General features: G+C 46.7%; 17 protein-coding genes and 1 pseudogene. 10 read left to right on the top strand and 8 right to left on the bottom strand.

The features are described from left to right. Window positions 1-22: 22 nt before the first annotated feature. The 7 genes from VR7878_RS00225 (at window position 23) to VR7878_RS00195 (ending at window position 8738) form a co-directional block, all read left to right on the top strand. Window positions 23-556, top strand: coding sequence for a DUF5943 domain-containing protein (locus tag VR7878_RS00225; RefSeq protein ID WP_077332301.1), 534 nt, complete (start codon window positions 23-25; stop codon window positions 554-556). Window positions 557-655: 99 nt separating this feature from the next. After that, a complete protein-coding gene (dgcA, locus tag VR7878_RS00220) occupies window positions 656-2719 on the top strand; it encodes a dimethylglycine demethylation protein DgcA (RefSeq protein WP_077332299.1) in 2064 nt (687 codons plus the stop codon). Window positions 2720-2729: 10 nt separating this feature from the next. Beyond that, on the top strand, window positions 2730-4697 hold the full coding sequence (locus VR7878_RS00215; RefSeq protein ID WP_077332297.1) for a (Fe-S)-binding protein: 1968 nt from the start codon (window positions 2730-2732) through the stop codon (window positions 4695-4697). 8 nt (window positions 4698-4705) lie between these two features. Beyond that, on the top strand, window positions 4706-5944 hold the full coding sequence (gene etfA, locus VR7878_RS00210) for an electron transfer flavoprotein subunit alpha (protein WP_077332295.1): 1239 nt from the start codon (window positions 4706-4708) through the stop codon (window positions 5942-5944). Continuing rightward, window positions 5934-6731, top strand: a complete 798-nt coding sequence (gene etfB / locus VR7878_RS00205) for an electron transfer flavoprotein subunit beta (protein WP_077332293.1) — start codon at window positions 5934-5936, stop codon at window positions 6729-6731. The genes etfA and etfB overlap by 11 nt, the downstream gene beginning before the upstream one ends. Before the next feature lie 92 nt (window positions 6732-6823). Further along, complete coding sequence (locus VR7878_RS00200) at window positions 6824-8422, top strand: BCCT family transporter (RefSeq protein ID WP_077332364.1); 1599 nt, start codon at window positions 6824-6826, stop codon at window positions 8420-8422. 64 nt (window positions 8423-8486) lie between these two features. Further along, on the top strand, window positions 8487-8738 hold the full coding sequence (locus VR7878_RS00195; protein ID WP_077332291.1) for a hypothetical protein: 252 nt from the start codon (window positions 8487-8489) through the stop codon (window positions 8736-8738). A gap of 505 nt (window positions 8739-9243) precedes the next feature. On the opposite strand, the gene VR7878_RS00190 is transcribed toward VR7878_RS00195, so the two are convergent. From VR7878_RS00190 to gbca, 3 genes are all read right to left on the bottom strand, one after another. Beyond that, window positions 9244-10398 carry a porin gene (locus VR7878_RS00190; RefSeq protein WP_077332289.1) on the bottom strand — a complete coding sequence of 385 codons (1155 nt, stop codon included), beginning with the start codon at window positions 10396-10398 and terminating at the stop codon, window positions 9244-9246. A gap of 42 nt (window positions 10399-10440) precedes the next feature. After that, complete coding sequence (locus VR7878_RS00185) at window positions 10441-11799, bottom strand: PTS transporter subunit EIIC (protein WP_077332287.1); 1359 nt, start codon at window positions 11797-11799, stop codon at window positions 10441-10443. A 733-nt stretch (window positions 11800-12532) separates the two neighbouring features. Then, window positions 12533-13801, bottom strand: coding sequence for a glycine betaine monooxygenase oxygenase subunit (gene gbca / locus VR7878_RS00180; protein ID WP_077332285.1), 1269 nt, complete (start codon window positions 13799-13801; stop codon window positions 12533-12535). Window positions 13802-14123: 322 nt separating this feature from the next. On the opposite strand from gbca, the gene gbcB reads away from it, so the two are divergent. Together gbcB and queD are read left to right on the top strand one after the other, a co-directional pair. Further along, a complete protein-coding gene (gbcB, locus tag VR7878_RS00175) occupies window positions 14124-15251 on the top strand; it encodes a glycine betaine monooxygenase reductase subunit (protein ID WP_077332362.1) in 1128 nt (375 codons plus the stop codon). Between the two features lie 218 nt (window positions 15252-15469). Next, complete coding sequence (gene queD / locus VR7878_RS00170) at window positions 15470-15826, top strand: 6-carboxytetrahydropterin synthase QueD (RefSeq protein WP_077332283.1); 357 nt, start codon at window positions 15470-15472, stop codon at window positions 15824-15826. Window positions 15827-15940: 114 nt separating this feature from the next. On the opposite strand, the gene VR7878_RS00165 is transcribed toward queD, so the two are convergent. The 4 genes from VR7878_RS00165 to pabB form a co-directional block, all read right to left on the bottom strand. Continuing rightward, entirely contained in the window at window positions 15941-17302 is a 1362-nt protein-coding gene (locus tag VR7878_RS00165; protein WP_077332281.1) for an L-serine ammonia-lyase, read from the bottom strand. 191 nt (window positions 17303-17493) lie between these two features. Beyond that, window positions 17494-18003, bottom strand: coding sequence for a hypothetical protein (locus VR7878_RS00160; protein ID WP_077332279.1), 510 nt, complete (start codon window positions 18001-18003; stop codon window positions 17494-17496). 118 nt (window positions 18004-18121) lie between these two features. Next, the gene (locus VR7878_RS00155; RefSeq protein ID WP_077332277.1) at window positions 18122-18739 is read right to left on the bottom strand and encodes a CoA pyrophosphatase; all 618 of its coding nucleotides are present in this window, start codon (window positions 18737-18739) and stop codon (window positions 18122-18124) included. Between the two features lie 2 nt (window positions 18740-18741). Beyond that, window positions 18742-20124 carry an aminodeoxychorismate synthase component 1 gene (gene pabB, locus VR7878_RS00150; protein WP_077332275.1) on the bottom strand — a complete coding sequence of 461 codons (1383 nt, stop codon included), beginning with the start codon at window positions 20122-20124 and terminating at the stop codon, window positions 18742-18744. Window positions 20125-20325: 201 nt separating this feature from the next. On the opposite strand from pabB, the gene VR7878_RS00145 reads away from it, so the two are divergent. Beyond that, window positions 20326-21840: a fumarate hydratase gene (locus VR7878_RS00145; protein WP_077332274.1), complete on the top strand. Its 1515-nt coding sequence runs from the start codon at window positions 20326-20328 to the stop codon at window positions 21838-21840. Between the two features lie 47 nt (window positions 21841-21887). On the opposite strand, the pseudogene VR7878_RS21280 reads toward VR7878_RS00145, so the two are convergent. Beyond that, window positions 21888-22109 (bottom strand): annotated as a pseudogene (locus VR7878_RS21280) (IS4 family transposase); the annotation flags it as partial.

The raw sequence follows: 22109 nt of genomic DNA, 5'->3' as shown, positions 1-22109 counted from the left end.
TGAATTGAAAGGAGAATCCGACATGGGAGTACACGCACCTGAAATGCCGATACTGGTTGATGATGAGACCGGTGTCTGGACGACCGACGCACTACCGATGCTCTACGTACCGCGCCATTTCTTCGTCAACAATCATATGGCAATCGAAGAAGAAATGGGGGCAGAGCGCTATGCACAAATCCTCTATAAAGCAGGTTACAAATCGGCTTACTACTGGTGTGAAAAAGAAGCACAGGCACACGGTATCGAAGGTGATGCGGTGTTCGAGCATTATATGAACCGTTTATCTCAGCGCGGCTGGGGTATCTTCACCATTGAGCATTTGAATATTGCCGAAGGCACCGCACGGGTACGTCTGGATAATTCAGCATTTGTTTATCAGTACGGCAAAGTGAACCGTAAAGTTGACTATATGTTTACGGGCTGGTTTGCCGGTGCGATTGACCAAATCGCGCAAAGTCTGGGTTATTCGGTACAAACTCAGGCAGAACAGGTTCAGAGCGCAGCAGAAGATGGGTGTGACTATGGCATCTTTGAAGTCTCGCCTGTGGCCTGATAACACACATATAAATACAAAAGTACTGATAACCAGAAAGTATTAGTCAAGGAAGACAGCCTTATCCGGTCGGAGATAAGGCTGGTATAGAGGTGAAGCATGTCTCAGTTTGATATTCTGTTCCAACCATTAAAAATCAATAACCTGACGATTCGTAATCGCATCGTCAGTACCGCGCACGCCGAGGTATATGCAACTGACGGCGGGATGACAACCGATCGCTATGTCAAATATTATGAAGAGAAAGCCAAAGGTGGCTGCGGTCTTTGTATTTGTGGCGGTTCCAGTGTGGTTTCTATCGACAGTCCACAAAGTTGGTGGAGTTCGGTCAACCTTTCAACAGACAGAATCATTCCTCATTTCCAAAATCTTGCCGATGCCGTGCATAAGCATGGCGGTAAAATCATGATTCAGATTACCCACATGGGACGACGCTCACGCTGGGACGGTGAAAACTGGCCAAGTCTCATGTCACCGTCAGGGATTCGTGAACCGGTTCACCGCGCAACCTGTAAAACCATTGAAGAAGAAGAGATCTGGCGCATCGTGGGTGATTTCGCCAAGGCTGCCGTACGGGCGAAAGAAGGCGGTCTTGACGGTGTTGAACTTTCCGCTGTTCACCAGCATATGATTGATCAGTTCTGGTCTCCGCGGGTCAATAAACGCACGGATCAGTGGGGCGGTACGTTTGAAAACCGAATGCGCTTCGGGATGGAAGTGCTGAAAGCAGTTCGCGAAGCAGTCGGGCCTGACTTTGTGGTCGGGATGCGGATTACCGGTGATGAATTCCACCCGGACGGCCTTGATCACGAAGAGATGAAAAAAATCGCAGCTTACTATGATGCGACCAACATGGTTGATTACTTCGGTGTCGTAGGGTCGGGCTGTGATACGCATAATACACTGGCTAACGTTATCCCGAACATGAGTTATCCGCCTGAGCCGTTCCTCCATCTGGCTGCCGGGATTAAAGAAGTGGTTTCTGTGCCGGTCATTCACGCGCAGAACATTAAAGATCCGAATCAGGCGAAACGGATTCTTGAAGGCGGTTATGTGGATTTTGTCGGCATGACGCGTGCCCATATTGCCGATCCGCATCTGATTGCCAAAATCAAGTTAGATCAGACCGATCAGATCCGCCAGTGTGTCGGAGCAAACTACTGTATTGACCGTCAGTACATGGGCTTAGATGTGCTGTGTATTCAAAACGCGGCGACCTCCCGTGAATATATGGGTTTGCCTCATATCATTGAAAAAACCACCGGTTCTGTTCGTAAAGTCGTGGTTGTCGGTGGGGGCCCCGGCGGGCTGGAAGCGGCTCGTGTGTCTGCCGAGCGTGGTCATCAGGTCACACTGATCGAGAAAGGTGAGGAACTGGGCGGACAAATCACCATTGCCGCGAAAGCACCGCAACGTGATCAGATGGCCGGGATTACCCGCTGGCTGGTGATGGAGCTGGAGCGTCTGGGCGTTGAAATTATTTTAAACACGACGGTGAGTGCCGAGATGGTGCGGGAAATGCAGCCGGATGTGTGTATTTTGGCGACCGGTGGGCGTCCGTTTATCGATCAAAACCCTGAATGGGGAGCGGAAGAAGGTCTGGTGGTTTCAAGCTGGGATATCCTCAACGGCACGGTTGAACCGGGTAAAAATGTGCTGATTTATGACACCATTTGCGAGTTCTCCGGCATGTCAGCAGCGGATTACCTGACATCGAAAGGGGCACTGGTTGAGTTAGTGACCGATGATATCAAACCGGGCGTTGGTATCGGTGGTACGACTTTCCCGACTTATTATCGCAGTTTGTATGAAAAAGAAGTCATCATGACCTCGGATCTGATGCTGGAAAAAGTCTACCGCGAAGGGGATAACCTGGTTGCGGTACTGGAAAATGAATACACCGGTCAGAGAGAAGAGCGCGTTGTCGATCAGATCGTGGTTGAAAACGGTGTCCGCCCGAATGAAGAGCTGTACTACGAGCTGAAAGCTGACTCCGTCAATAAAGGTCAGATTGATAATGAAGCGCTCTTTGCTGCGGCACCTCAGCCGGTGCTGTCTTCAAGTGACAAAGGCATGATCCTGTGGCGTTTGGGAGACTGTGTGTCACAACGTAACGTTCACGCTGCGATCTACGACGCATTACGTTTGTGTAAAGATCTCTAAGGAGGTGCCTATGAACCTTGAATGGTTGCTTCCCGTTTTAGTGGTAACCGCCAGTGTGCTGGCGGTTATCGGTATGGTCAGACGGGTTCGTATGTGGTTACGGGGACAGGCATCTCCGGTTGCCGTTATCAGCGGGTTGTTGGCAATGCCGCGGCGTTATCTGGTTGACCTGCACCATGTGGTTGCCCGCGATAAAGTGATGTCCAATACCCACGTCGCGACAGCCGGTGGGTTTGTTCTGTCAGTCCTGCTGATATTTGCGGTTCACGTCTTTGGTGTTGCTCAAGAAATTCTCTCTTATCTGTTACTTGCTTCTCTGGCGCTGATGTTTACCGGTGCACTGTTTGTGTTCCGCCGTCGTTTGAACCCGCCGTCAAGACTATCGAAAGGGCCGTGGATGCGGTTGCCGAAAAGCTTACTGATGTTCTCAGTCAGCTTTTTTATGGTGACCTTACCGGTCTCAGGGATTCTGCCGGAACAGTTTAGTCACTGGGCCATTGTGACCGTTTTGCTGGTTGCGATTATCTGGGGCGTGGGAGAAATGTTTTTCGGGATGGGCTGGGGCGGTCCGATGAAACACGCTTTTGCTGGTGCGTTACATTTGGCATTTCACCGCAGGCCGGAGCGTTTTGGCGGCGGGCGCTCAACCGGGCTGAAACCCGTTGATCTCGAAGCCGATAAACTCGGTGTAGAAAATCCGTCCGATTTTAAATGGAATCAGTTACTGGGATTTGATGCCTGCGTGCAGTGCGGCAAGTGCGAAGCGATGTGTCCGGCATTTGCTGCGGGTCAGCCTTTGAACCCGAAAAAACTGATTCAGGATATGGTTGTCGGATTGGCTGGCGGGACTGATCGGCATTACGCCGGTAGCCCGTATCCGGGCAAAGAAGTCGGTCATGCGCAAGGTGATCCGCATCAACCGATCGTTGGTGGGGTGCTGAACTCAGAAACCCTGTGGTCTTGCACCACTTGCCGGGCTTGTGTCGAAGAGTGCCCGATGATGATTGAACATGTCGATGCGATTGTCGATATGCGTCGCTTCCTGACTCTGGAAAAAGGTCAGACACCGGAAAAAGGCGTCGAGGTACTGGAAAACCTGATCTATACCGACAATCCAAGTGGTTACGCCCCACAGCGTCGGTCGCACTGGGCTGCGGATCAATCATTGAATCTGATGGCTGATGTCAAAAGAGCGGATGTATTGTTCTGGGTCTCTGATGGTGCATTTGATATGCGCAGTCAGCGGATTCTCAAAGCATTCGTTCAGATACTTAAAGCAGCCAAGATTGATGTTGCGATTCTCGGAGATGAAGAGCTCGACAGTGGTGATGTCGCGCGTCGCTTAGGAGATGATGCAACCTTCCAGCGCTTGGCGCGCCGAAATATCGAAACACTGGAAAAGTATGAGTTCAACTGCATCGTGACGACCGATCCTCATGCCTTTCACTGTCTGAAAAATGAGTATCCGGATTTCTACCCTGAAGGTCAGTCACCGCAATATCAAGTCTGGCATCACACCACGTTTATCAATCAACTGGCGGAGAAAGGTCTGATTCGTTTGCGTCCTTATCAGGGCGGCAAAGTGACTTACCATGACCCGTGTTATCTGGGGCGCTATAACGGTGAATATGACTCACCTCGTGCCGTTCTGGGACAGTTGGGAATTGAGGTCAGTGAAATGGCACGTTCGGGATTCCGTTCACGCTGCTGCGGCGGCGGCGGTGGCGCACCGATCACCGATATTCCCGGAGAACGTCGGATCGCGGATATGCGGATGGATGATATTCGTGAAACCGGTGCAGAACTGGTTGCCGTCGGTTGTCAGCAATGCACAGCCATGCTCGAAGGTGTGGTTGAGCCAAGACCTGAAGTCAAAGATATCGCTGAGCTGGTTGCCGAAGCATTACTCGAAACGAGTGAAAGCGATGCAGCCGGTGCCGGTGTATGGACACCGGACACTCAGGCAGTAACGGTGTAGGAGGAGCTATGAGTGAAATAATTGTACGCCGTGATCGTCGTGTCGAATGGATTATGCGTAACCGGCTTCATCCGCAGCATGACAGCTTTGTCACTCAACCGACAGAGGAGAGAGGCTCGAGCGGTCTCATACGCCGCTATCCGCACCGGGTTGGTTTTATCGGGCCGAATGGGATCAAACGTATTGACCGTCTGCACGGCAGCGGCGCACCGGCATTCTCAGTACGTTCACAGGGCGCTTCAGCCGAAGTTCAGCTACCGTTACATACGGTTTCTGACCCCGAATATTACATTGTGGTGGTACCGGATATGCCGGGAGGCCGCTTAAGCAGCCATGATCGCGATGTTTTGGGACTGGCGCACCAACTGGTACAACAGCATGGTGGTGCCGGGGCAGTGATGGCGGTTGTGTTTGGCGCACATCGTGAGCCCCAATTTGATACTGCCGGTGTAGACCGGCTGCTCCATCTGGCTGATGACATCTATTCAGGTTACTGCCCTGAGCAGAAAGCCGCAGCACTCAAACAGGTTGATGCGGAATATTCACCGAAGCACTGGCTGTTCCCGGATAGCATTTCCGGAGGGTTTGAACTGGGTGCCCGCCTGACGGCTCTGATCAAGGAACGTCCTGCGACACAAGCGTGGCAGGTGAACGTACAAGAGACGGTCTGTCGCAGCGCCGGAGGCCGGAGTGATATTAAACGGGCGACCCCCCGGTGTCTGCTGCTGGCAGAAGAGTGCGCGCCACAAATTGATGAAACCCGGCACGAGGCAGTTGAAGTCGGGCTTGAGCATACAGCACAGATTCAGGCGGCGATTGCCGATCTGGGACAGGTTGCTATCGATCCGCAATCTGTGCCTCTGACCGAGGCTGAATTCATCTTGTCTGCCGGTAACGGTATTCATGATTGGGAGCAGTTCCATCATGCTGCACAGGTGCTCGGTGCCACAGAAGGGGCGAGCCGTGTGGCCGTGGATGACGGGTTTATGCCGCGTTTCAGACAGGTCGGCGCGACCGGCTCTTGGGTGACGGCTCGTGTTTATATCGCTGTCGGGATCAGTGGTGCAATTCAGCATCTGCAGGGAATCGGTAAATGTGAAAAAGTGATTGCAGTCAATACGGATCCCGGATGTGACATGGTTAAACGGGCTGATTTGAGTGTTATTGCTGACAGTAACGAGTTGCTGGCAGCACTGATTGCGCTGATCGAAGACCACCGAAAAGAGGAGCTTAAAGATGCAGCCTGATTCACCTAAATCATACATGGTTAAAACGCTGGTCTCGATTGGTGCTCATCCTGATTCCGGTCGTCCGCGCCGTGCCATGACCGACGCCAGAGCTGTCGAGCTGGCACTGAACCTCCCCGGGAGTGAACTGGAAGTGATTCATGCCGGAGACCCGGCGCATCCGGCGCTTGGCTATTACAGTGGTATGGGATTATCCCGGATTCGCGTTTTGGCACAGGAACCTCAGGCCGATGCGATTGATACATTAGCGCAGTATCTGCAACAAGATATGCCGGATATCGTTCTGACGGGCACGCGAGCTGAAAGCGGAGAGTCGTCAGGATTATTACCCTTCTTTCTCGCTCAAAAGCTTCACTGTCCGGTTGTGGTGGGGATTGCAGAAATTCTTTCGATTGAAAACGGGCAGGCGAAGGTGTTACAGGCTTTGCCCAGGGGGCAGAGACGTGCCTTGAGTGTGTCTTTACCTTTTGTTGCCAGTGTAGATATTGCGGCGCCGCTGCCAAGGCAAAGTGCCTTCGGTATTGCCCGCCGTGCGGAAATTGACGTTAGTCAGGTCGAGAGCGTGACACTCGATCAGGAGTCAATCAATTGGGAGGAAACACCCGCGAAAGCGAAAGTAAAACGTTTGAAAGTGGTGAAAGCCAAAACAGCAGCAGACCGGTTTAAAGCTGCGACTGCAAAAACGACGTCTTCAGGTGGTCAGGTCATGAAAGATCAGCCGATCAGTGATATGGCTAAGGCGGTGTTTGATGTATTGCTTGAAGAAGGCGTCATTCGACAGAAATAGCAAGCTCATTCCGGTGACAGGAACTCACCGGATGAAAAGCGAACGTCTGTATATAACCATAATGAAAACAGATGGAATTGATGAGGGATCGAATGAAAACGACAATAGATTCTCCAAAACGTCGCCAGCCCGTGTCACGGATTAAGTATGACACTGATTATTGTGCCGGGCAGGACAATGTTAAGATTTGGGGGTTGGATATTCACAATCCCGTATTCGGTATCAGCGTTAGTCTGATACTGTTATTTATTATCCTTACTTTGATTTTCCCGGAAGGAGCAAAAACAGTTCTGACACAAGCTCGGGGCTGGTCGATTAACCATTTTGACTGGCTGTTTATGGCAGGGTGTAACCTGTTTGTACTCTTTTGTCTGATATTGTTGGTTTTACCGGTCGGTAAAATCCGCCTCGGCGGGGTTGATGCAATACCGGAGTTTTCAACTTTATCCTGGTTCAGTATGTTGTTTGCTGCCGGAATGGGCATTGGCCTGATGTTCTGGAGTGTTGCCGAGCCGGTTGCTTATTATACGGACTGGTACGGCACGCCGCTGAATGTCGCACCGCGAACCGAAGATGGCCGGACATTGGCGCTCAGCGCAACAATGTACCATTGGGGACTACACCCTTGGGCTATCTATGCGGTTGTTGGTCTGGCGCTGGCATTTTTTGCCTATAACAAGGGGCTGCCGCTGACGATCCGGTCTGTGTTTTATCCGATTTTCGGCAAACGTTGTTGGGGAACGCTTGGTAACATTATTGATATCCTTGCTGTACTGGCCACCATCTTTGGTCTGGCAACGTCACTGGGGTTTGGCGCTCAGCAGGCTGCCGGGGGGCTCAGCCACCTTTTTGGCATTAGCAACGGTCTCGGTACTCAAATTGCCTTTATTGTCGTCGTAACCATGATTGCGATTATTTCCGTCTCTCGCGGGCTGGATGGCGGGGTGAAAATCCTGAGTAATATCAATATGCTGATGGCCGGGGCCTTGATTGCACTGGTGATTGTTGTCGGGCCGACACTGTCAATTTTCCAGACGGTCGGCACCATTACCAAAGGCTATGTCGAAAACTTTATTCCGCTTTCTAACTGGGTCGGCCGGCAAGATACCGAGTGGTTCCATGGCTGGACTGTATTCTACTGGGCGTGGTGGGTTTCTTGGTCACCGTTTGTCGGCATGTTCATCGCTCAGGTTTCCAAAGGCCGGACAGTGCGTGAATTTGTGACTGCGGTATTACTGATCCCGACGTTAGTCACGGTTTTATGGATGAGTGTCATGGGTGGTACCGCTCTTGAACAAGCAACTCATGGTGTCGGTGAACTGGCGAATGGCATCAGTGATGTGTCTAAAGCGATGTTCCAGATGTTTGATCACTTGCCGATGACGTTCTTACTTTCTACACTGGGAATTGTGTTGGTGTTATTGTTCTTTGTAACATCCTCGGATTCCGGTTCGCTGGTGATCGATAGCATTACTGCCGGCGGTAAAACTGATGTTCCGACCGCGCAGCGGATTCTGTGGGCATCGCTGGAAGGCGTGATCGCAATTGCGTTATTGCTGGGCGGAGGCGATCAGGCACTGACAGCCCTACAAGCCGGTGCGATAACCACCGGATTGCCATTTACGCTGGTGCTGATTTTGATGTGCTGGAGCCTCTATCGGGGGCTGGCGACAGAGAAACATTTATACTGAATAATGTCATCTTATCAGGGGGGGCGGTTGCCCCCCTGATAATTCAATACCAAGGAGAGAAATGATGATGTATGCCGAATTGGTCGACATGGACGATTTCACTTTCATGATAGGGAAATTCGGAATTGTGGCCAGTCACGAAGAGATAGATAGTGATCAGCTCAAAGTACAAATCGGGGCTTGGTTAAATCACGCTGACGAACCTGAATTACGTTCTTTCTGGGAAACCATCGACCGGATTGAAGATGATGGTATCCTCCTGCCGGATGTGGAAAATATTATCTGCTGGAGCCGCCAGTTTTATTCCCCTCATTAGAGGCAGGACTCCCCATGATGTTTGTTTATGCTATTTTGGTGAAGCAACTACTGATGCAACGCTCAAACGGTCAGGTGCAAGAAGGGCAATCCGAGGAATTAGTCGAATATCAAGAGTTCATGCCTTAATGGTCAAATGAAAAATATTCTTTAGCTTATGAATGGGATACAGCATAGTTTTAGAACAACTCAATTCAGTGTAAAACTACAGATCGTGATCGACATATGATTAAACCTAAGGAATATAGAGTGATGAACAATCTATTTTATACACAACCAATATCATTGGATAAATAATTAACATAATAGATGTGCTTTATCTTAAATTACCAAAAAATAAAAATGCCGAGTAGAGTATCAAGATGTAATACTCTACTCGGGACTTGCCTGAGAATATAGTAGCACGCCCTATATATTTATTTTTATATAGATAAAGATAAAATTAACTATAGCATTATATAATGTGATTAATTTTTTAACTTACTAGCATATTATGGCTGGGGGTTTTAAAATAAATATTTGACGGCAAATTGATAATCATCAGCAGCATCGACAGCCTCTGAATTATATGAGCCTGAAGTCTTACTATAATCACCATATGCTCTTACCGCTGCAGGATCCCAAGCATTTTTGTCAAGGCTATTAATGCGGTATTCAAAAGATACACTCAAATGTTGGTTGAAGTTGTATATAGCACCCAATGTTGTTGAATTATGAGAATCTAAACTTTTCCCATTGACATCAACAGTTTGTTTTTCCCAAGTAGTAAGTAACCCGAAACCATTGGTAAAAGTATAGCGTAATGCAGTTTCTATACCTTTATGATCTACACCATTCGTTAGAAAATCAGTTCCCTTAGAAGCAGTTACGGCAGCATACCAAGAAGAATCATCATACTTTAAACCTGTTAAATATAATTTAGGATCACTCGTACTGACACCTGCTGTACTTTGAGGACGATTACCATTTATAAATCCAGCGCCGACAGACATATGCATTGGTAAATCATACGTCATCGCTAAATTATACGCGCTATTGTCTTTATCTAGGGTACTCGTATCTCTTTTAGTCTTAAATTTATAACTTGCTAGAATATGTGCTTTCCCGAATACGCCAGAATATTTCAATACATCACTTGCTCTTGCTGATGCAAAACGGTCAGTCCCCAATCCTAAAGCAGCGCCTGTATATCCATCTGTATAGCCAATATCTGTCCATCCAGTGAAAGTATCTGCATTAGGACTCCATTGACGGCCAAATGTAAATGTTCCGATATCCTTCACACCAAGCCCAATAAAAATTAATCTGGTACGAATGTTCGTGCCTTGTGCATCACCAGCATTTCTATTATCTGAGCTGTTTACATTTGATGCAAAATTTTGCTCACTATCCGGGTTATTTAATTTAAATTGAGCCTCATATCTACCTATGGCAGTCAATTTTTCATCGATGGCTGTTTTAGCATCTACGCCAAATCTTAAAAAGTTATTACTACCATAGTTCGCACTATTTTTTTCATTACCAAAGAAATGTCCGGCATACGCCATGCCAGTTAATTTTACATCATTATCATTATCCTTAATAAGTTGATATGCTTGTAATTGTGGCGCGATAGAAACAAGTGAAATAGCGACAGCGAGAGTATTTAATTTAATGTTCATAGCTTACCTTTTCTAGTGTGTTTGTAATGTCTTTAGATATAATTATTTTTCATCAAAACCAATCAGCGTTACTGCAATTGGTGTAATAATCAGTGATATGCCAAGAGTAATTAATGCGTAGTAGAAATTATTTCCTTCACCGATCCACATCGGTAAAGAGGCTAAGCCTGGTCCTACCGGCGCATAAGCTTTTAATGTTACAAGTCCAGCAAATGCTCCAGCGCAACCAGCACCGACCATGCAACCTAACAATGGGCGTTTTAATTTTAAATGTATGCCATATAATGCGGGCTCTGTAATACCAAATAATGCAGAGATACCTGCGGGTAATGCAACTTGTTTCAATGAGGCGTCTTTAGCCATAAACCAAACAGTTAATGCACCTGCACCTTGAGCAATATTTGAAGAGAGCATCGCACTATGAATTAATGTCTCATACCCCGGACTTGCCATCGCTGCAAATATGATTGGATAAAAAACTTTATGCATTCCAAACATCACAATCAGTGGCATGAATATTGATAATAATGCAACAGCTAACCAACCAACTTTACTTTGTACCCAGAAAACGCCACTTGATAATCCCTGTCCCAAATAATTACCAAGAGGGCCAAGAATAATTAATGCTATTGGTGCGACAATCACTAGTACCAATAAAGGCTTCATGAAAATTTTGACAGCCCCTGGAGATACTTTATCTGCAAGCGGTTCAATATATGACATCAACCATATTGAAAAAATAATTGGAAGCACTGAAGATGCATATGAAACAGAAGGGATGTGGAAACCAATAAAATCAATTGGCGTTCCAGAACCCATCAATGCAATTAGTTTCGGGTGAACTAATACACCAGCTAAAGCTACAGAAACAAAAGGATTTGTTTTAAATTTCTGAGCACAAGAAAATGCAAGTAATAAAGGGAGGAAATAGAATGCGGCATCTGCAATGAAACTCATTACTAAATAAAATTGGCTAGTTTTACTTGTTAATTCTAGAGAAACTGAGAGCAAAAGTAGTGCTTTTAACATGCCTGACGCTGCAATTGCAGGTATAATCGGTTGAAAAATACCAGTGACTACAGCTGCAAATTTATTAAATATTCCTTTAAATGAAAGGTCCATTTTTTCTGATTTAATTTCTGTTTTCTCAATGCTACCACCAATAGAATCAGTTAGGTTTTGAAAAACAGTACTTACATTGTTTCCTATAATAATTTGACATTGACCGCCACTATATACAGCGCCCATAACACCTGGGATTTTCTTTATTTTTTCTAAATCAGCATTAGAAGAGTTTTTAAGTTCCAATCTGAGTCTAGTTGAGCAATGTAAAGCATTCGATATATTTTCTTTACCGCCGACATATTCCAAGATGGACTTTGTTAAATTCTCGTAGTTCATCAGTTATCCTTTTTTTTTGACAAAAAAAAGACCTGGAAAGACAATTTCTTGTCCATTCCAGGTCTTGCCTGCTTAGCAGTAACACGCCCGTTTGCATCTAATGATGCATCTCTTATTTAATACGGGTTATAACGAATTTATTTTCAAAATTAAAGGAAGTAAACAAGAATTCGTGATTTATATCACTCCCGTTATATAGCTTATACTAATTTATATTCATATTAATGTTATGAGTTGTTCACAATTCATCAGCGCTATTGGAACAATTCAAAAATCTTTAAAAGTAATGATTTTTTAATCCAGTCACAGGTATTCTAGTCACAAATATAGCAGCCACGACATCGGACTAAAATCTCTGAATCTTTCACAAATTTGCTCCACCAAGTAATTTATTATTATCATCGAATCTGGCAAGATATTTTTATTTTTTTGATCTTGTTCTTATTTTAACCGATTGTATCTAACTTATTTTCGTCCAAATGTGAGTTATATCATGTTACATGTAAATTACATTGGTAAAGTTTGCGAACAACTCTCTTTGAGAAAAACTTATCACTCAATCGTTTTCACTCGCTTGTGCTACAAACTCCCATATCCTGATGCATCTGGTATCATCAAAACTTAAATAGGGGAGATAGGTTGTTGATATGCCTCATCCTGTATCACGCTTCCTTTCAAAACGAGCCGCTAATGCGGCTCGAAAACGAAACAAACTCAAACGAATCAGAAGCGTTTATTTCTCTCCCAGATTATTCAGAACGCGATCTGAATACCAGTCAACGAAGTTGATCACCCCAAATTCAAAGGTTTGAGAATAAGGCCCCGGTTGGTAAGCAAGGGAGTTAATGCCGCGTTGGTTCTCTTCACCCAGAATACGATCCTGATCATTGGTGGCATCCCAGACCTGACGCAGTCGCTCGGGATCGTAGTCCTGTCCTTCAAGCGCGTCTTTGTGAACGAACCATTTGGTGGTGACCAGGCTCTCCTGTGCTGAAATCGGCAGAACACGGAAGACAATAAAGTGGTCACTTTGCATGTGGTTCCATGAGTTTGGCAAATGCAGAATCCGTAGTGAGCCGAGCTGACGGTTTTTAATCCGTCCCAGCAGTTTTTCACAGCCTTGATTGCCATCAATGGTCATCACTTCTGTGCCTTCTTTGAGCGGCATACGCACCAGACGGTTACGTGTGCCGAAGCTTTTATGCTCATGCGGAATTTTTTCGGCATCCCATTCACTGGCCATACGTTGATAGTGAGTCAGAAATTCTTCTGAAGCGCGGGGGTCATTGGTATCATCCCATTCCAACAGGGTATTTAGCAGCTCCGGGTGGCTGCCTGAACAGTGATAACATTCACGGTTGTTTTCCAGTACCAGCTTCCAGTTGGCTTTTTCATACATGTTCGATTCAACCGCCAGTTTGGTGTTCTCAACATCATACGGTTCCATGTATTCTTCGAGTGTCGCCAGAAATTCATCGAAGTCAGATTCAGGGGGATTTTCGCCAAGACAGATGAAAATAAAGCCGCCTGCGGTTTTACAGTGAACCGCGCGCAGCTTATGCTGTGACATATCAAAATCATCACCCATTTCTGTGCCGGCAAAGAGTAAGTTGCCTTTGGTGTTGTATGTCCACTGATGATAAGGACAGACAAGGTTGGCGACTTTTCCTCGATGTTCGAGACAGATGCGCGAGCCCCGGTGTCGGCAGGTATTGTGAAAAGCATTTACGGAACCATCGGCATCGCGGACAATCAGAACCGGGTTTTGAGCAATTTCAACAGTAAAGTAATCTCCTTTACTGGGAATCTCACTCGTCATCCCGACAAACAACCATTCCTTCTGGAAGATCTCTTCCACATCAATCCGGAACATCAAAGGATCATTGTATAAAGGACGTGGTAATGAGTAATTCGGTTTACGTTCACTCAGTAGTTCGGTCATTTTATCGCGGGCTATATCCAAACTTGCATAGCTAATATTGAGTAAATCATTCTGTGTCATTGCTTCTATCTTCTTTTCAGGGGGTTAGTGTTTGTACCCGAGCCGGGCTTCCTTGCTACATACTCAATCCCCGCCCTAAAAAAAATAAGGGAATGAGTTAATGTCTTTGCGTATCCTGCACGTTTACATTCTTAGAGAAGAGTCTATACACGACATCCAATGATGCTGTTTGAGACAACAAGAAAAAAAAATCAAAATAAATGACTGTATTAGACAATAGGACGTCGTTGAGAGATAAATGCATTTTTGCTTATACCTGAACAATACGATCAACCTCCATGGAGGGATATAACTATATAACACCGTTGCGGAGATGCCGGATATGAATACCCCGAACAACACACCTGCCACGAGCAATGCATTTATTCCCGTCACGACACAGACATGGAGTAATGGTCGTCATATTGTAAGATGTGTGAAGACTATACAAGAAACGTGGGATACCAAAACATTCTGTTTTATGGCTGATCAGCCAATTATGTTTTTCTTTAAACCGGGTCAATTCGTAACATTAGAACTTGAGATTGCTGAAGAGCAAATCTTTCGCTCATATACGATATCAAGCCCGCCATCCGTTCCTTACAGTTTTTCTATTACGGTGAAACGAGTGCCGGGTGGTCTGGTATCAAACTGGTTACATGACAATATGGATGTCGGCTTTGAGCTGGCGGTTCATGGCCCGGTCGGCAACTTTAACAGTATCGACTTTCCGGCAGAAAAGATTTTGCTGTTATCCGGCGGCGTTGGGATTACGCCTGTGATGTCTATGGCTCGCTGGGCTTACGATACCAATACGGATGTCGATATTGTATTTGTCCATAGTGCCAGAACACCGCGTGATTTGATCTTCCATCGCGAACTGGAGTTTATGTCTTCGCGCATTTCTAATTTCAACCTACACCTGATTTGCGAAAGACTTGAGTCAGGGCAGAACTGGTCAGGATACCGGGGATTCTTCGATGAAGTAAAAATGCAGATGATGGCGCCTGATTTTATGGAACGGGAAATTTTCTGTTGCGGCCCGACCCCCTATATGACTGCGGTGCGGACCATGCTGGAAAATTTCGGTTTTGACATGCGTAACTATCATGAAGAAGCCTTTGGCGCGACACCGGATGTTGTTGAAGAGCAGGCTGTTCATGATGCGGAAATTGCTGCTGAAGAAGCGGAAGCGATTCTCCCAAGCGAAATGATCGAAGTTGCGTTTACGGCCAGCGACAAAACCGTCCAGATTGCACCGGGAGAAACCGTGCATTCCGCTGCTGCCAAAGTGGGGCTGACCATTCCTAAAGCATGCGGGATGGGGATCTGCGGGACTTGTAAGGTGAAAAAACTCAAAGGGGATGTCGAAATGACCCACAACGGTGGGATCACAGACGAAGATGTTGAAGACGGATATATCTTGTCTTGCTGTAGTGTACCGCAAGGGGATGTGGTGGTTGAGTATTGATCACTCAGCACTGTACTTGACTTAACAGACACGAGTTACCCAATTGAAAAATCCTCGAACTTTGTTCGGGGATTTTTTTATGGTGTTTTGCTGCGATTGACATTACCAACTGACGGTTATATTAATTTGCACAATTTTAGCATGTGACAATAGCTCTTTTTCGCGTATAATAACTTGTTTGTTTTTATTTTAAGTTATTGATATTTATAGAGTTTGAGATGATCATATATAAAGAGTTTACATTTGAAGCCGCCCATCATCTGCCCCATGTTCCGGAAGGCCACAAATGTGGGCGTCTTCATGGGCACTCTTTTCTGGTTCGAGTCTCCGTTGAGGGAGAGGTTGATCCTCTGACAGGCTGGGTCATTGATTTTGCAGATATTAAGGCTGCATTTAACCCCATTTACCAACGCCTCGACCACTATTATCTGAATGAGATTGAAGGGTTAGAAAACCCGACCAGTGAAGTGCTGGCACGGTGGATCTGGCATGAGCTGAAGCCGAACCTGCCATTGCTTAGTCAAATTGAAGTGAAAGAAACCTGCACAGCAGGGTGTGTCTATCGCGGTGAATAACCGCGGAATGAGTAAGCGGCCTGATCACAGTGACGCAGACTAAAAAACGCCCTTCATGATGAAGGGCGTTTTAGTTGGTACCTAAATATATTCAGCTCAGTTTCGCAACAGCTTCTAGCAAGTCACTTTGACTGCCAGACCGCCTTGCGAAGTCTCACGATATTTCGCGTTCATATCTTTGCCGGTTTCGAGCATGGTTTCGATGACCTTATCGAGAGAAACCCGGGGAGCAGAAGAACGTCGCAATGCCATCCGTGTGGCATTGATGGCTTTCACCGCGGCAATCCCGTTTCTTTCAATACAGGGAACCTGAACCTGACCGGCCACCGGATCACAGGTCAGACCGAGGTTATGCTCCATAGCGATTTCCGCAGCCATACACACTTGTTCCGGACTCCCGCCTAATAGCTCAGCCAGACCCGCTGCGGCCATAGAGCAAGCCACACCGACTTCGCCTTGGCAACCGACTTCTGCACCGGATATCGATGCATTGCGTTTGTAGAGCCCGCCGATTGCGCTGGTGGTTGCCAGATAGCGAATATAATCTTGTTCATGTACCGTCTGAATAAACTTATCGTAGTAGGCCAGTACCGCCGGGACGATACCGCAAGCACCATTGGTTGGTGCGGTAACGACGCGCCCCCCGGCAGCGTTTTCTTCATTGACGGCAAATGCATACATGTTCACCCAGTCAATGACCGCCATCGGATCGTTCGACGTCCGCTCAGATGTTTGAAGCTGCTGGTTGAGCGCGGCTGAACGGCGAGGCACGCGTAATGGCCCGGGCAGAATCCCTTCGGTTTTCATACCTCTGGCGATACCGTCTTTCATGGTCTGCCAGACTTTGCTCAGATGCGCATGAATCTCTTCTTCGCTTCGCAGCGCTTTTTCATTTTCTAACACCAGTGTACTGATGGATAAGCCCGATTCACGGCACTGAGTGACTAATTCTGAAGCACTGATATAAGGGTAGGGAACTTCATCAGATGATTCGATCGACAGACCAAAGTTTTCTTCATCGACAATGAACCCACCGCCGATTGAATAATATGTTTTAGAGTAGAGTCGTTCATCGTTCTGCCAAGCGTGAATTTTCATCCCGTTCTCGTGCAGAGACAGATTACTGGTATGAAAAGTCATGCCATCCGCTTTGAGGAAATCAACCTGATGGTCATAGCAGGTGATCGGGAGTTTTTCCGTCTGTTCGACCTGACGGATAAAGTGGGGAATCTGATCGATTTCTACAGACTCCGGGCTATACCCAGCCAGCCCGAGAATGGTTGCGGTATCGGTTTGGTGGCCTTTCCCTGTCAGCGACAGAGAGCCGTAGACATCAACCGTAATCTTGGTCACATTGGGTAAAATTGCTTTCTGGTATAGCTCGTCAATGAACTGTTTCCCGGCCTTCATTGGCCCTACCGTATGAGAGCTTGATGGCCCTATGCCGATTTTAAAAATGTCAAAAACACTAATCATAGATGGCGTACTCACAAACAGCTTATATCAATAAATAACAGCAAATAATGATTTCATCTCGCATGGCAGTCAGTGATTTCGTCTGAGCAGGATGAAATTGCGGAGGAGAGTACATGACTCCCCCCGTCTACACAACTGATAATCTACTTAATCTGCGGTTATTTTTAGGATATATGAACAGCCTCAAAATGCTAAAAACTCAGCCCGAGGTATGCGCCATACATCCGATATTCGTTCTTGCCGCTGTTTGCTGTTTTATAGTAGCGGGCGTAGGTCGCCAGTTTCAGCCGGAAAAGTGACAGTTCAACCCCGATTTCAGGATAAACCCCGACCGTCAGATCTGAATCGCAATTGGTATAATCATAACGATTGTTTACATTGCTATATTGTTTATCGCACATTTTATTTTGTCCGGAAAACAAGCCAGCCCCCATATAGCCTTTTAAAACGGGTGTCCCCGTCGTCAGATGAAATCCGGCATTAAGCCCTTCATAAAGGTTTTGATCGTGGGCAAACCACATTGCGGCAACATTGAATTCCGTAAACTGCGACGTCGGAACACGGACGCCAAGTTCAAAAACACCGCCTTGGTTGATATCTTCATGGAGATATCCCATGTAATAGGTGCCTTTTTCTGCGGCTGAGCTGGCATAGAAGGAGGCGAAACATAACGGGAGGAGTAAAAAATATTTTTTGTTCATGGGGAGATTTCCAACTATCTGGATAAAATGAGTTCAATCCTATATTCAGAGGATAAAATTGTGATAGGTAAGTTGTTGATGTGCATCAACTTATACTACATTCCACGTTCAATTGCTACTATGTTTCTGAATGATAGGCTTGCGCATTGATCTGTTGTTGTAAGGCATGAACGATCTGAGCAGTTGCACCCCAGATAAAATGTCGTTGATAAGGGATCGCAAATACCCGGTGGCGGGCATTTTTCAGGACAAATGTGGCATGGTGAAGATTACGGGGATGGAGTAAATAATCTGCGGGCACTTCAAATACTTCTGCAACTTCATTGGGATCCATGGTGACTTGATAATGGGGAGAGGCAAATGCGACAACCGGTGTCACGGAAAAGCGGCTGACAGTTTTTAATGCCGGCAGACAGCCGATTAATTCAACCTGTTGCTGAGTCAGACCAATCTCTTCGGTTGCTTCTCGAATCGCCGTCGCGTAGACGGATGTATCCCATCGTTCACATTTGCCACCGGGAAAACTGACCTGACCCGGATGATGTTTCAGATGCGCCGCCCGTTTGGTAAAGATGACATTCAACCCCGTTGAGCGTTCAACAAAAGCAACCAATACCGCAGCTTGGCGTAAGTTTTGCCCACTAAGATGTTTGGTTCGCGACAATGATTCCGAGGCATAGTCGCTGGGCTGACGGAGTTGAAAGTCTCTTAATATCGTTGTTCGGGTCAGGTGCATCTTCAGTCTCGTTGTGGCTGATTTGATGATAATATCGGTAATATGCGACTGAGTTTATCAAATGTTTCCTGATATTCGCTGTCACACTCACTATCGGCGACGATACCGCCACCGGCCCAGACATAAAGTTGTTGCTTCGTGGCAATCAGGGTTCGAATCGTGATACTGGTGTCCATCTGGCCATCGCGACTGATATAGCCGATACTCCCGCAATAAACACTTCTGCGCTGGGGTTCCAGTTCTTCAATAATTTCCATTGCCCGAATTTTCGGGGCGCCGGTAATTGATCCCCCCGGGAAGCAGGCTCGCAGCAAATCTGCTGAAGTGTAATGAGTTTCTAACTCTGCTTGGATAGTGCTGACTAAATGGTGAACCGCCGGAAAACTTTCAATCGCAAATAATTGAGGGACATGGACACTACCGGGTTTTGCCACCCGGCCGATGTCATTGCGTAATAAGTCGACAATCATCAGATTCTCGGACTGATCCTTTTCCGATGCGGCTAATGTTTGTGCATATTGCCGGTCAAGGCAGTGATCTGCACTACGCGGCATCGTGCCTTTAATGGGCTTTGTTTCAATAATCGGTGCTTTATATTGCAGAAAGCGCTCCGGAGAGATACTTAAAATCACACCTTCCTCGACTCGCAGATAAGCAGAAAACGGGGCGCGGTTTTCATTTTCCAATTGTTGATAGGCTTGCCATTCACTGCCGGTATAGCCAGCCTGGAAACGTTGCGTCAGGTTGACTTGATAGCAGTCTCCGGCATGCAGATAGTCATGAATCGTGTTGATTTTATCCCGGTATTCGTTTTGAGTCATGTTCGCCTGCCAGTCAGATGTCAAACGAAACGTGGGTTGTTCAACCGCTTGTTGTGTTGTGAGCCATTGTTCCGCAGCGTCGATCCCGACGCCGACCAATGCCGCCGTTTGCTGACGATGATCAACAACCAATGCCCAAGTATAAATCCCAACTGCCATTTCTGGCAGCTGAATATCTTGGGCTGCCTGTGCGGGTAAATTTTCAATCCGTCGTCCCAAATCATAAGCAAAATAGCCAAGTGCGCCGCCGACAAAAGGATATGCGGTAGTTGTATCAAGAGGTGGAGCATATTGATTTTGATAACGGGTCAGTAACTCAAATGGATCATCCGCTGATGACGTTTGGCTGTCACTGGTTTGAATGTGAGTTTCCGCCCCGTGTGTTTTGAGCGTGACAGAGGGCTGAGCAACAAGGATATCGTAGCGGCTGTCGGTATGTTCCGCCGGAGAACGCAACAGCATCGACCAAGGCAGGTTTTCAATGCGAGAGAAATACTCAATGGCGAGCCGAGGATGATATGTGAGTGATTTGTGTTCAATGTATCGGTCAGTTGCATTCTTCATGGCTGTTCATTTGTATAAACTGTGACGAAAAGTCCAATCGTCGCATAGCTTGTTGGTGTAACCAAGAGTATCATAAAAAGCAATGACTATAAGTAATATAAGCCCGTGAAATCTCCGGTAAATGACAGTTTTTGACACTTTAAAGTCAGATTGTCTGTCGTCTGAAATAACTCCGGAAGCATAAACATAATGAGGTAAGCAATGACGCTAATTCGGAAAGAAGATGTTATCAGTAGTGTGGCTGATGCGCTTCAGTATATCTCTTATTACCATCCGCTTGATTTTGTTCAGGCATTAAAGAAAGCCTATGACCGCGAAGAAAGTCAGGCCGCGAAAGATGCAATCGCCCAAATCCTGATTAACTCTCGTATGTCTGCCGAAGGACATCGCCCAATCTGTCAGGACACCGGTATCGTGACGTGTTTCGTCAATGTCGGTATGAATGTTCAGTGGGAAGGGGATATGACGGTACAGGAAATGGTTGATGAAGGGGTTCGTCAGGCATATACCAATCCGGAAAACCCACTCCGTGCATCTGTGCTGCATGACCCGGCAGGAAAACGGATCAATAGCCGTGACAACACACCGGCTGTTGTTCATATCAACATGGTTCCCGGTGATCAGGTTGAAATTCAGATTGCAGCCAAAGGGGGCGGCTCTGAAAACAAAACGAAAATGGTGATGCTCAATCCGTCAGACGATATTGCGGAGTGGGTCGAAAAAACATTACCAACGATGGGAGCTGGCTGGTGTCCGCCGGGGATGTTGGGCATCGGTATCGGTGGTACAGCAGAAAAAGCCGCGGTACTGGCAAAAGAATCTTTGATGGAACATATCGATATTCAAGAGCTGATTGATCGCGGCCCGCAAAATGCCGAAGAAGAGTTGCGTCTGGATATCTTCAACCGAGTGAATCGCTTGGGGATTGGTGCTCAAGGGCTGGGTGGTTTAACCACCGTGGTTGATGTGAAGATCAAAACCGCGCCGACTCATGCTGCATCGAAGCCTGTCTGCCTGATCCCGAACTGTGCAGCAACCCGTCATATTCATTTTACACTGAATGGTAACGGACCGGCTGAGTTTGTGCCGCCAAAACTGGAAGACTGGCCGGATATCACTTGGGAAGCGGGCGAGAACACCCGTCGTGTCAATCTCGATCAGGTGACCAAAGAAGATGTCCGTCAATGGAAGACCGGTGAAACCCTGCTCTTGTCAGGCAAAATTCTGACTGGACGCGATGCAGCCCATAAACGTATCCAGACTATGTTAAACAATGGGGAAGGTCTGCCGGAAGGCGTTGATCTGAAAGGCAAGTTTATCTATTACGTTGGTCCGGTTGATGCCGTGGGTGATGAAGTTGTGGGTCCGGCAGGTCCGACAACATCAACACGCATGGATAAGTTCACAGACATGATGCTTGAAGATGTCGGCGTGATGGGCATGATTGGTAAAGCTGAGCGCGGTGCTGCTACGGTTGAATCGATCAAAAACCATCAGGCGGTTTATCTGATGGCTGTCGGTGGTGCAGCTTATTTGGTTGCAAAAGCGATTAAGAAAGCCCGTGTGGTGGCATTTGAAGATCTGGGGATGGAAGCTATCTACGAATTTGAAGTCGAAGATATGCCGGTGACTGTGGCAGTTGATTCTCATGGTGTCAACGCGCACCAGACCGGCCCGGATGTCTGGAAAGTGAAAATCGCAGAAGCCGAAAAATAAACGCTTTGCGCTAATTAAACAAAAGCCTCTGTTAAGAGTAATGCCAGTCAGTTAAGCTGACTGGCATTGTTCTTTTTATGTGGATACTTTCTGGGTTTTGGCTTTACCCACCTTGGGTAAGTTCTGTCTTCCCGCCTTGGTGGAAGCTTAAAGTAGCTCATTTGTTCCAATAAGGATTCATAATGTTTTGGGATATTACCTGGACTTGTCAGCGGTAAAGTTGCAAAAAACTGAGTGATTGCCATGGAACAACTGGTAAAACTGAGTTG

It is taken from the genome of Vibrio ruber DSM 16370 (assembly GCF_900163965.1).
In the GTDB taxonomy this organism is placed as follows: Bacteria; Pseudomonadota; Gammaproteobacteria; order Enterobacterales; family Vibrionaceae; genus Vibrio; species Vibrio ruber.
The sequence above is the reverse complement of the archived record's forward strand: the minus strand, read 5'-3'. Positions and strand labels throughout refer to the sequence as shown.

Excerpts from the sequence above, each read along its gene's own strand:
- VR7878_RS00225 (WP_077332301.1), top strand. The coding sequence starts at position 23 with ATGGGAGTACACGCACCTGAAATGCCGATACTGGTTGATGATGAGACC.
- dgcA (WP_077332299.1), top strand. The coding sequence starts at position 656 with ATGTCTCAGTTTGATATTCTGTTCCAACCATTAAAAATCAATAACCTG.
- VR7878_RS00215 (WP_077332297.1), top strand. The coding sequence starts at position 2,730 with ATGAACCTTGAATGGTTGCTTCCCGTTTTAGTGGTAACCGCCAGTGTG.
- etfA (WP_077332295.1), top strand. The coding sequence starts at position 4,706 with ATGAGTGAAATAATTGTACGCCGTGATCGTCGTGTCGAATGGATTATG.
- etfB (WP_077332293.1), top strand. The coding sequence starts at position 5,934 with ATGCAGCCTGATTCACCTAAATCATACATGGTTAAAACGCTGGTCTCG.
- VR7878_RS00200 (WP_077332364.1), top strand. The coding sequence starts at position 6,824 with ATGAAAACGACAATAGATTCTCCAAAACGTCGCCAGCCCGTGTCACGG.
- VR7878_RS00195 (WP_077332291.1), top strand. The coding sequence starts at position 8,487 with ATGATGTATGCCGAATTGGTCGACATGGACGATTTCACTTTCATGATA.
- VR7878_RS00190 (WP_077332289.1), bottom strand. The coding sequence starts at position 10,398 with ATGAACATTAAATTAAATACTCTCGCTGTCGCTATTTCACTTGTTTCT.
- VR7878_RS00185 (WP_077332287.1), bottom strand. The coding sequence starts at position 11,799 with ATGAACTACGAGAATTTAACAAAGTCCATCTTGGAATATGTCGGCGGT.
- gbca (WP_077332285.1), bottom strand. The coding sequence starts at position 13,801 with ATGACACAGAATGATTTACTCAATATTAGCTATGCAAGTTTGGATATA.
- gbcB (WP_077332362.1), top strand. The coding sequence starts at position 14,124 with ATGAATACCCCGAACAACACACCTGCCACGAGCAATGCATTTATTCCC.
- queD (WP_077332283.1), top strand. The coding sequence starts at position 15,470 with ATGATCATATATAAAGAGTTTACATTTGAAGCCGCCCATCATCTGCCC.
- VR7878_RS00165 (WP_077332281.1), bottom strand. The coding sequence starts at position 17,302 with ATGATTAGTGTTTTTGACATTTTTAAAATCGGCATAGGGCCATCAAGC.
- VR7878_RS00160 (WP_077332279.1), bottom strand. The coding sequence starts at position 18,003 with ATGAACAAAAAATATTTTTTACTCCTCCCGTTATGTTTCGCCTCCTTC.
- VR7878_RS00155 (WP_077332277.1), bottom strand. The coding sequence starts at position 18,739 with ATGCACCTGACCCGAACAACGATATTAAGAGACTTTCAACTCCGTCAG.
- pabB (WP_077332275.1), bottom strand. The coding sequence starts at position 20,124 with ATGAAGAATGCAACTGACCGATACATTGAACACAAATCACTCACATAT.
- VR7878_RS00145 (WP_077332274.1), top strand. The coding sequence starts at position 20,326 with ATGACGCTAATTCGGAAAGAAGATGTTATCAGTAGTGTGGCTGATGCG.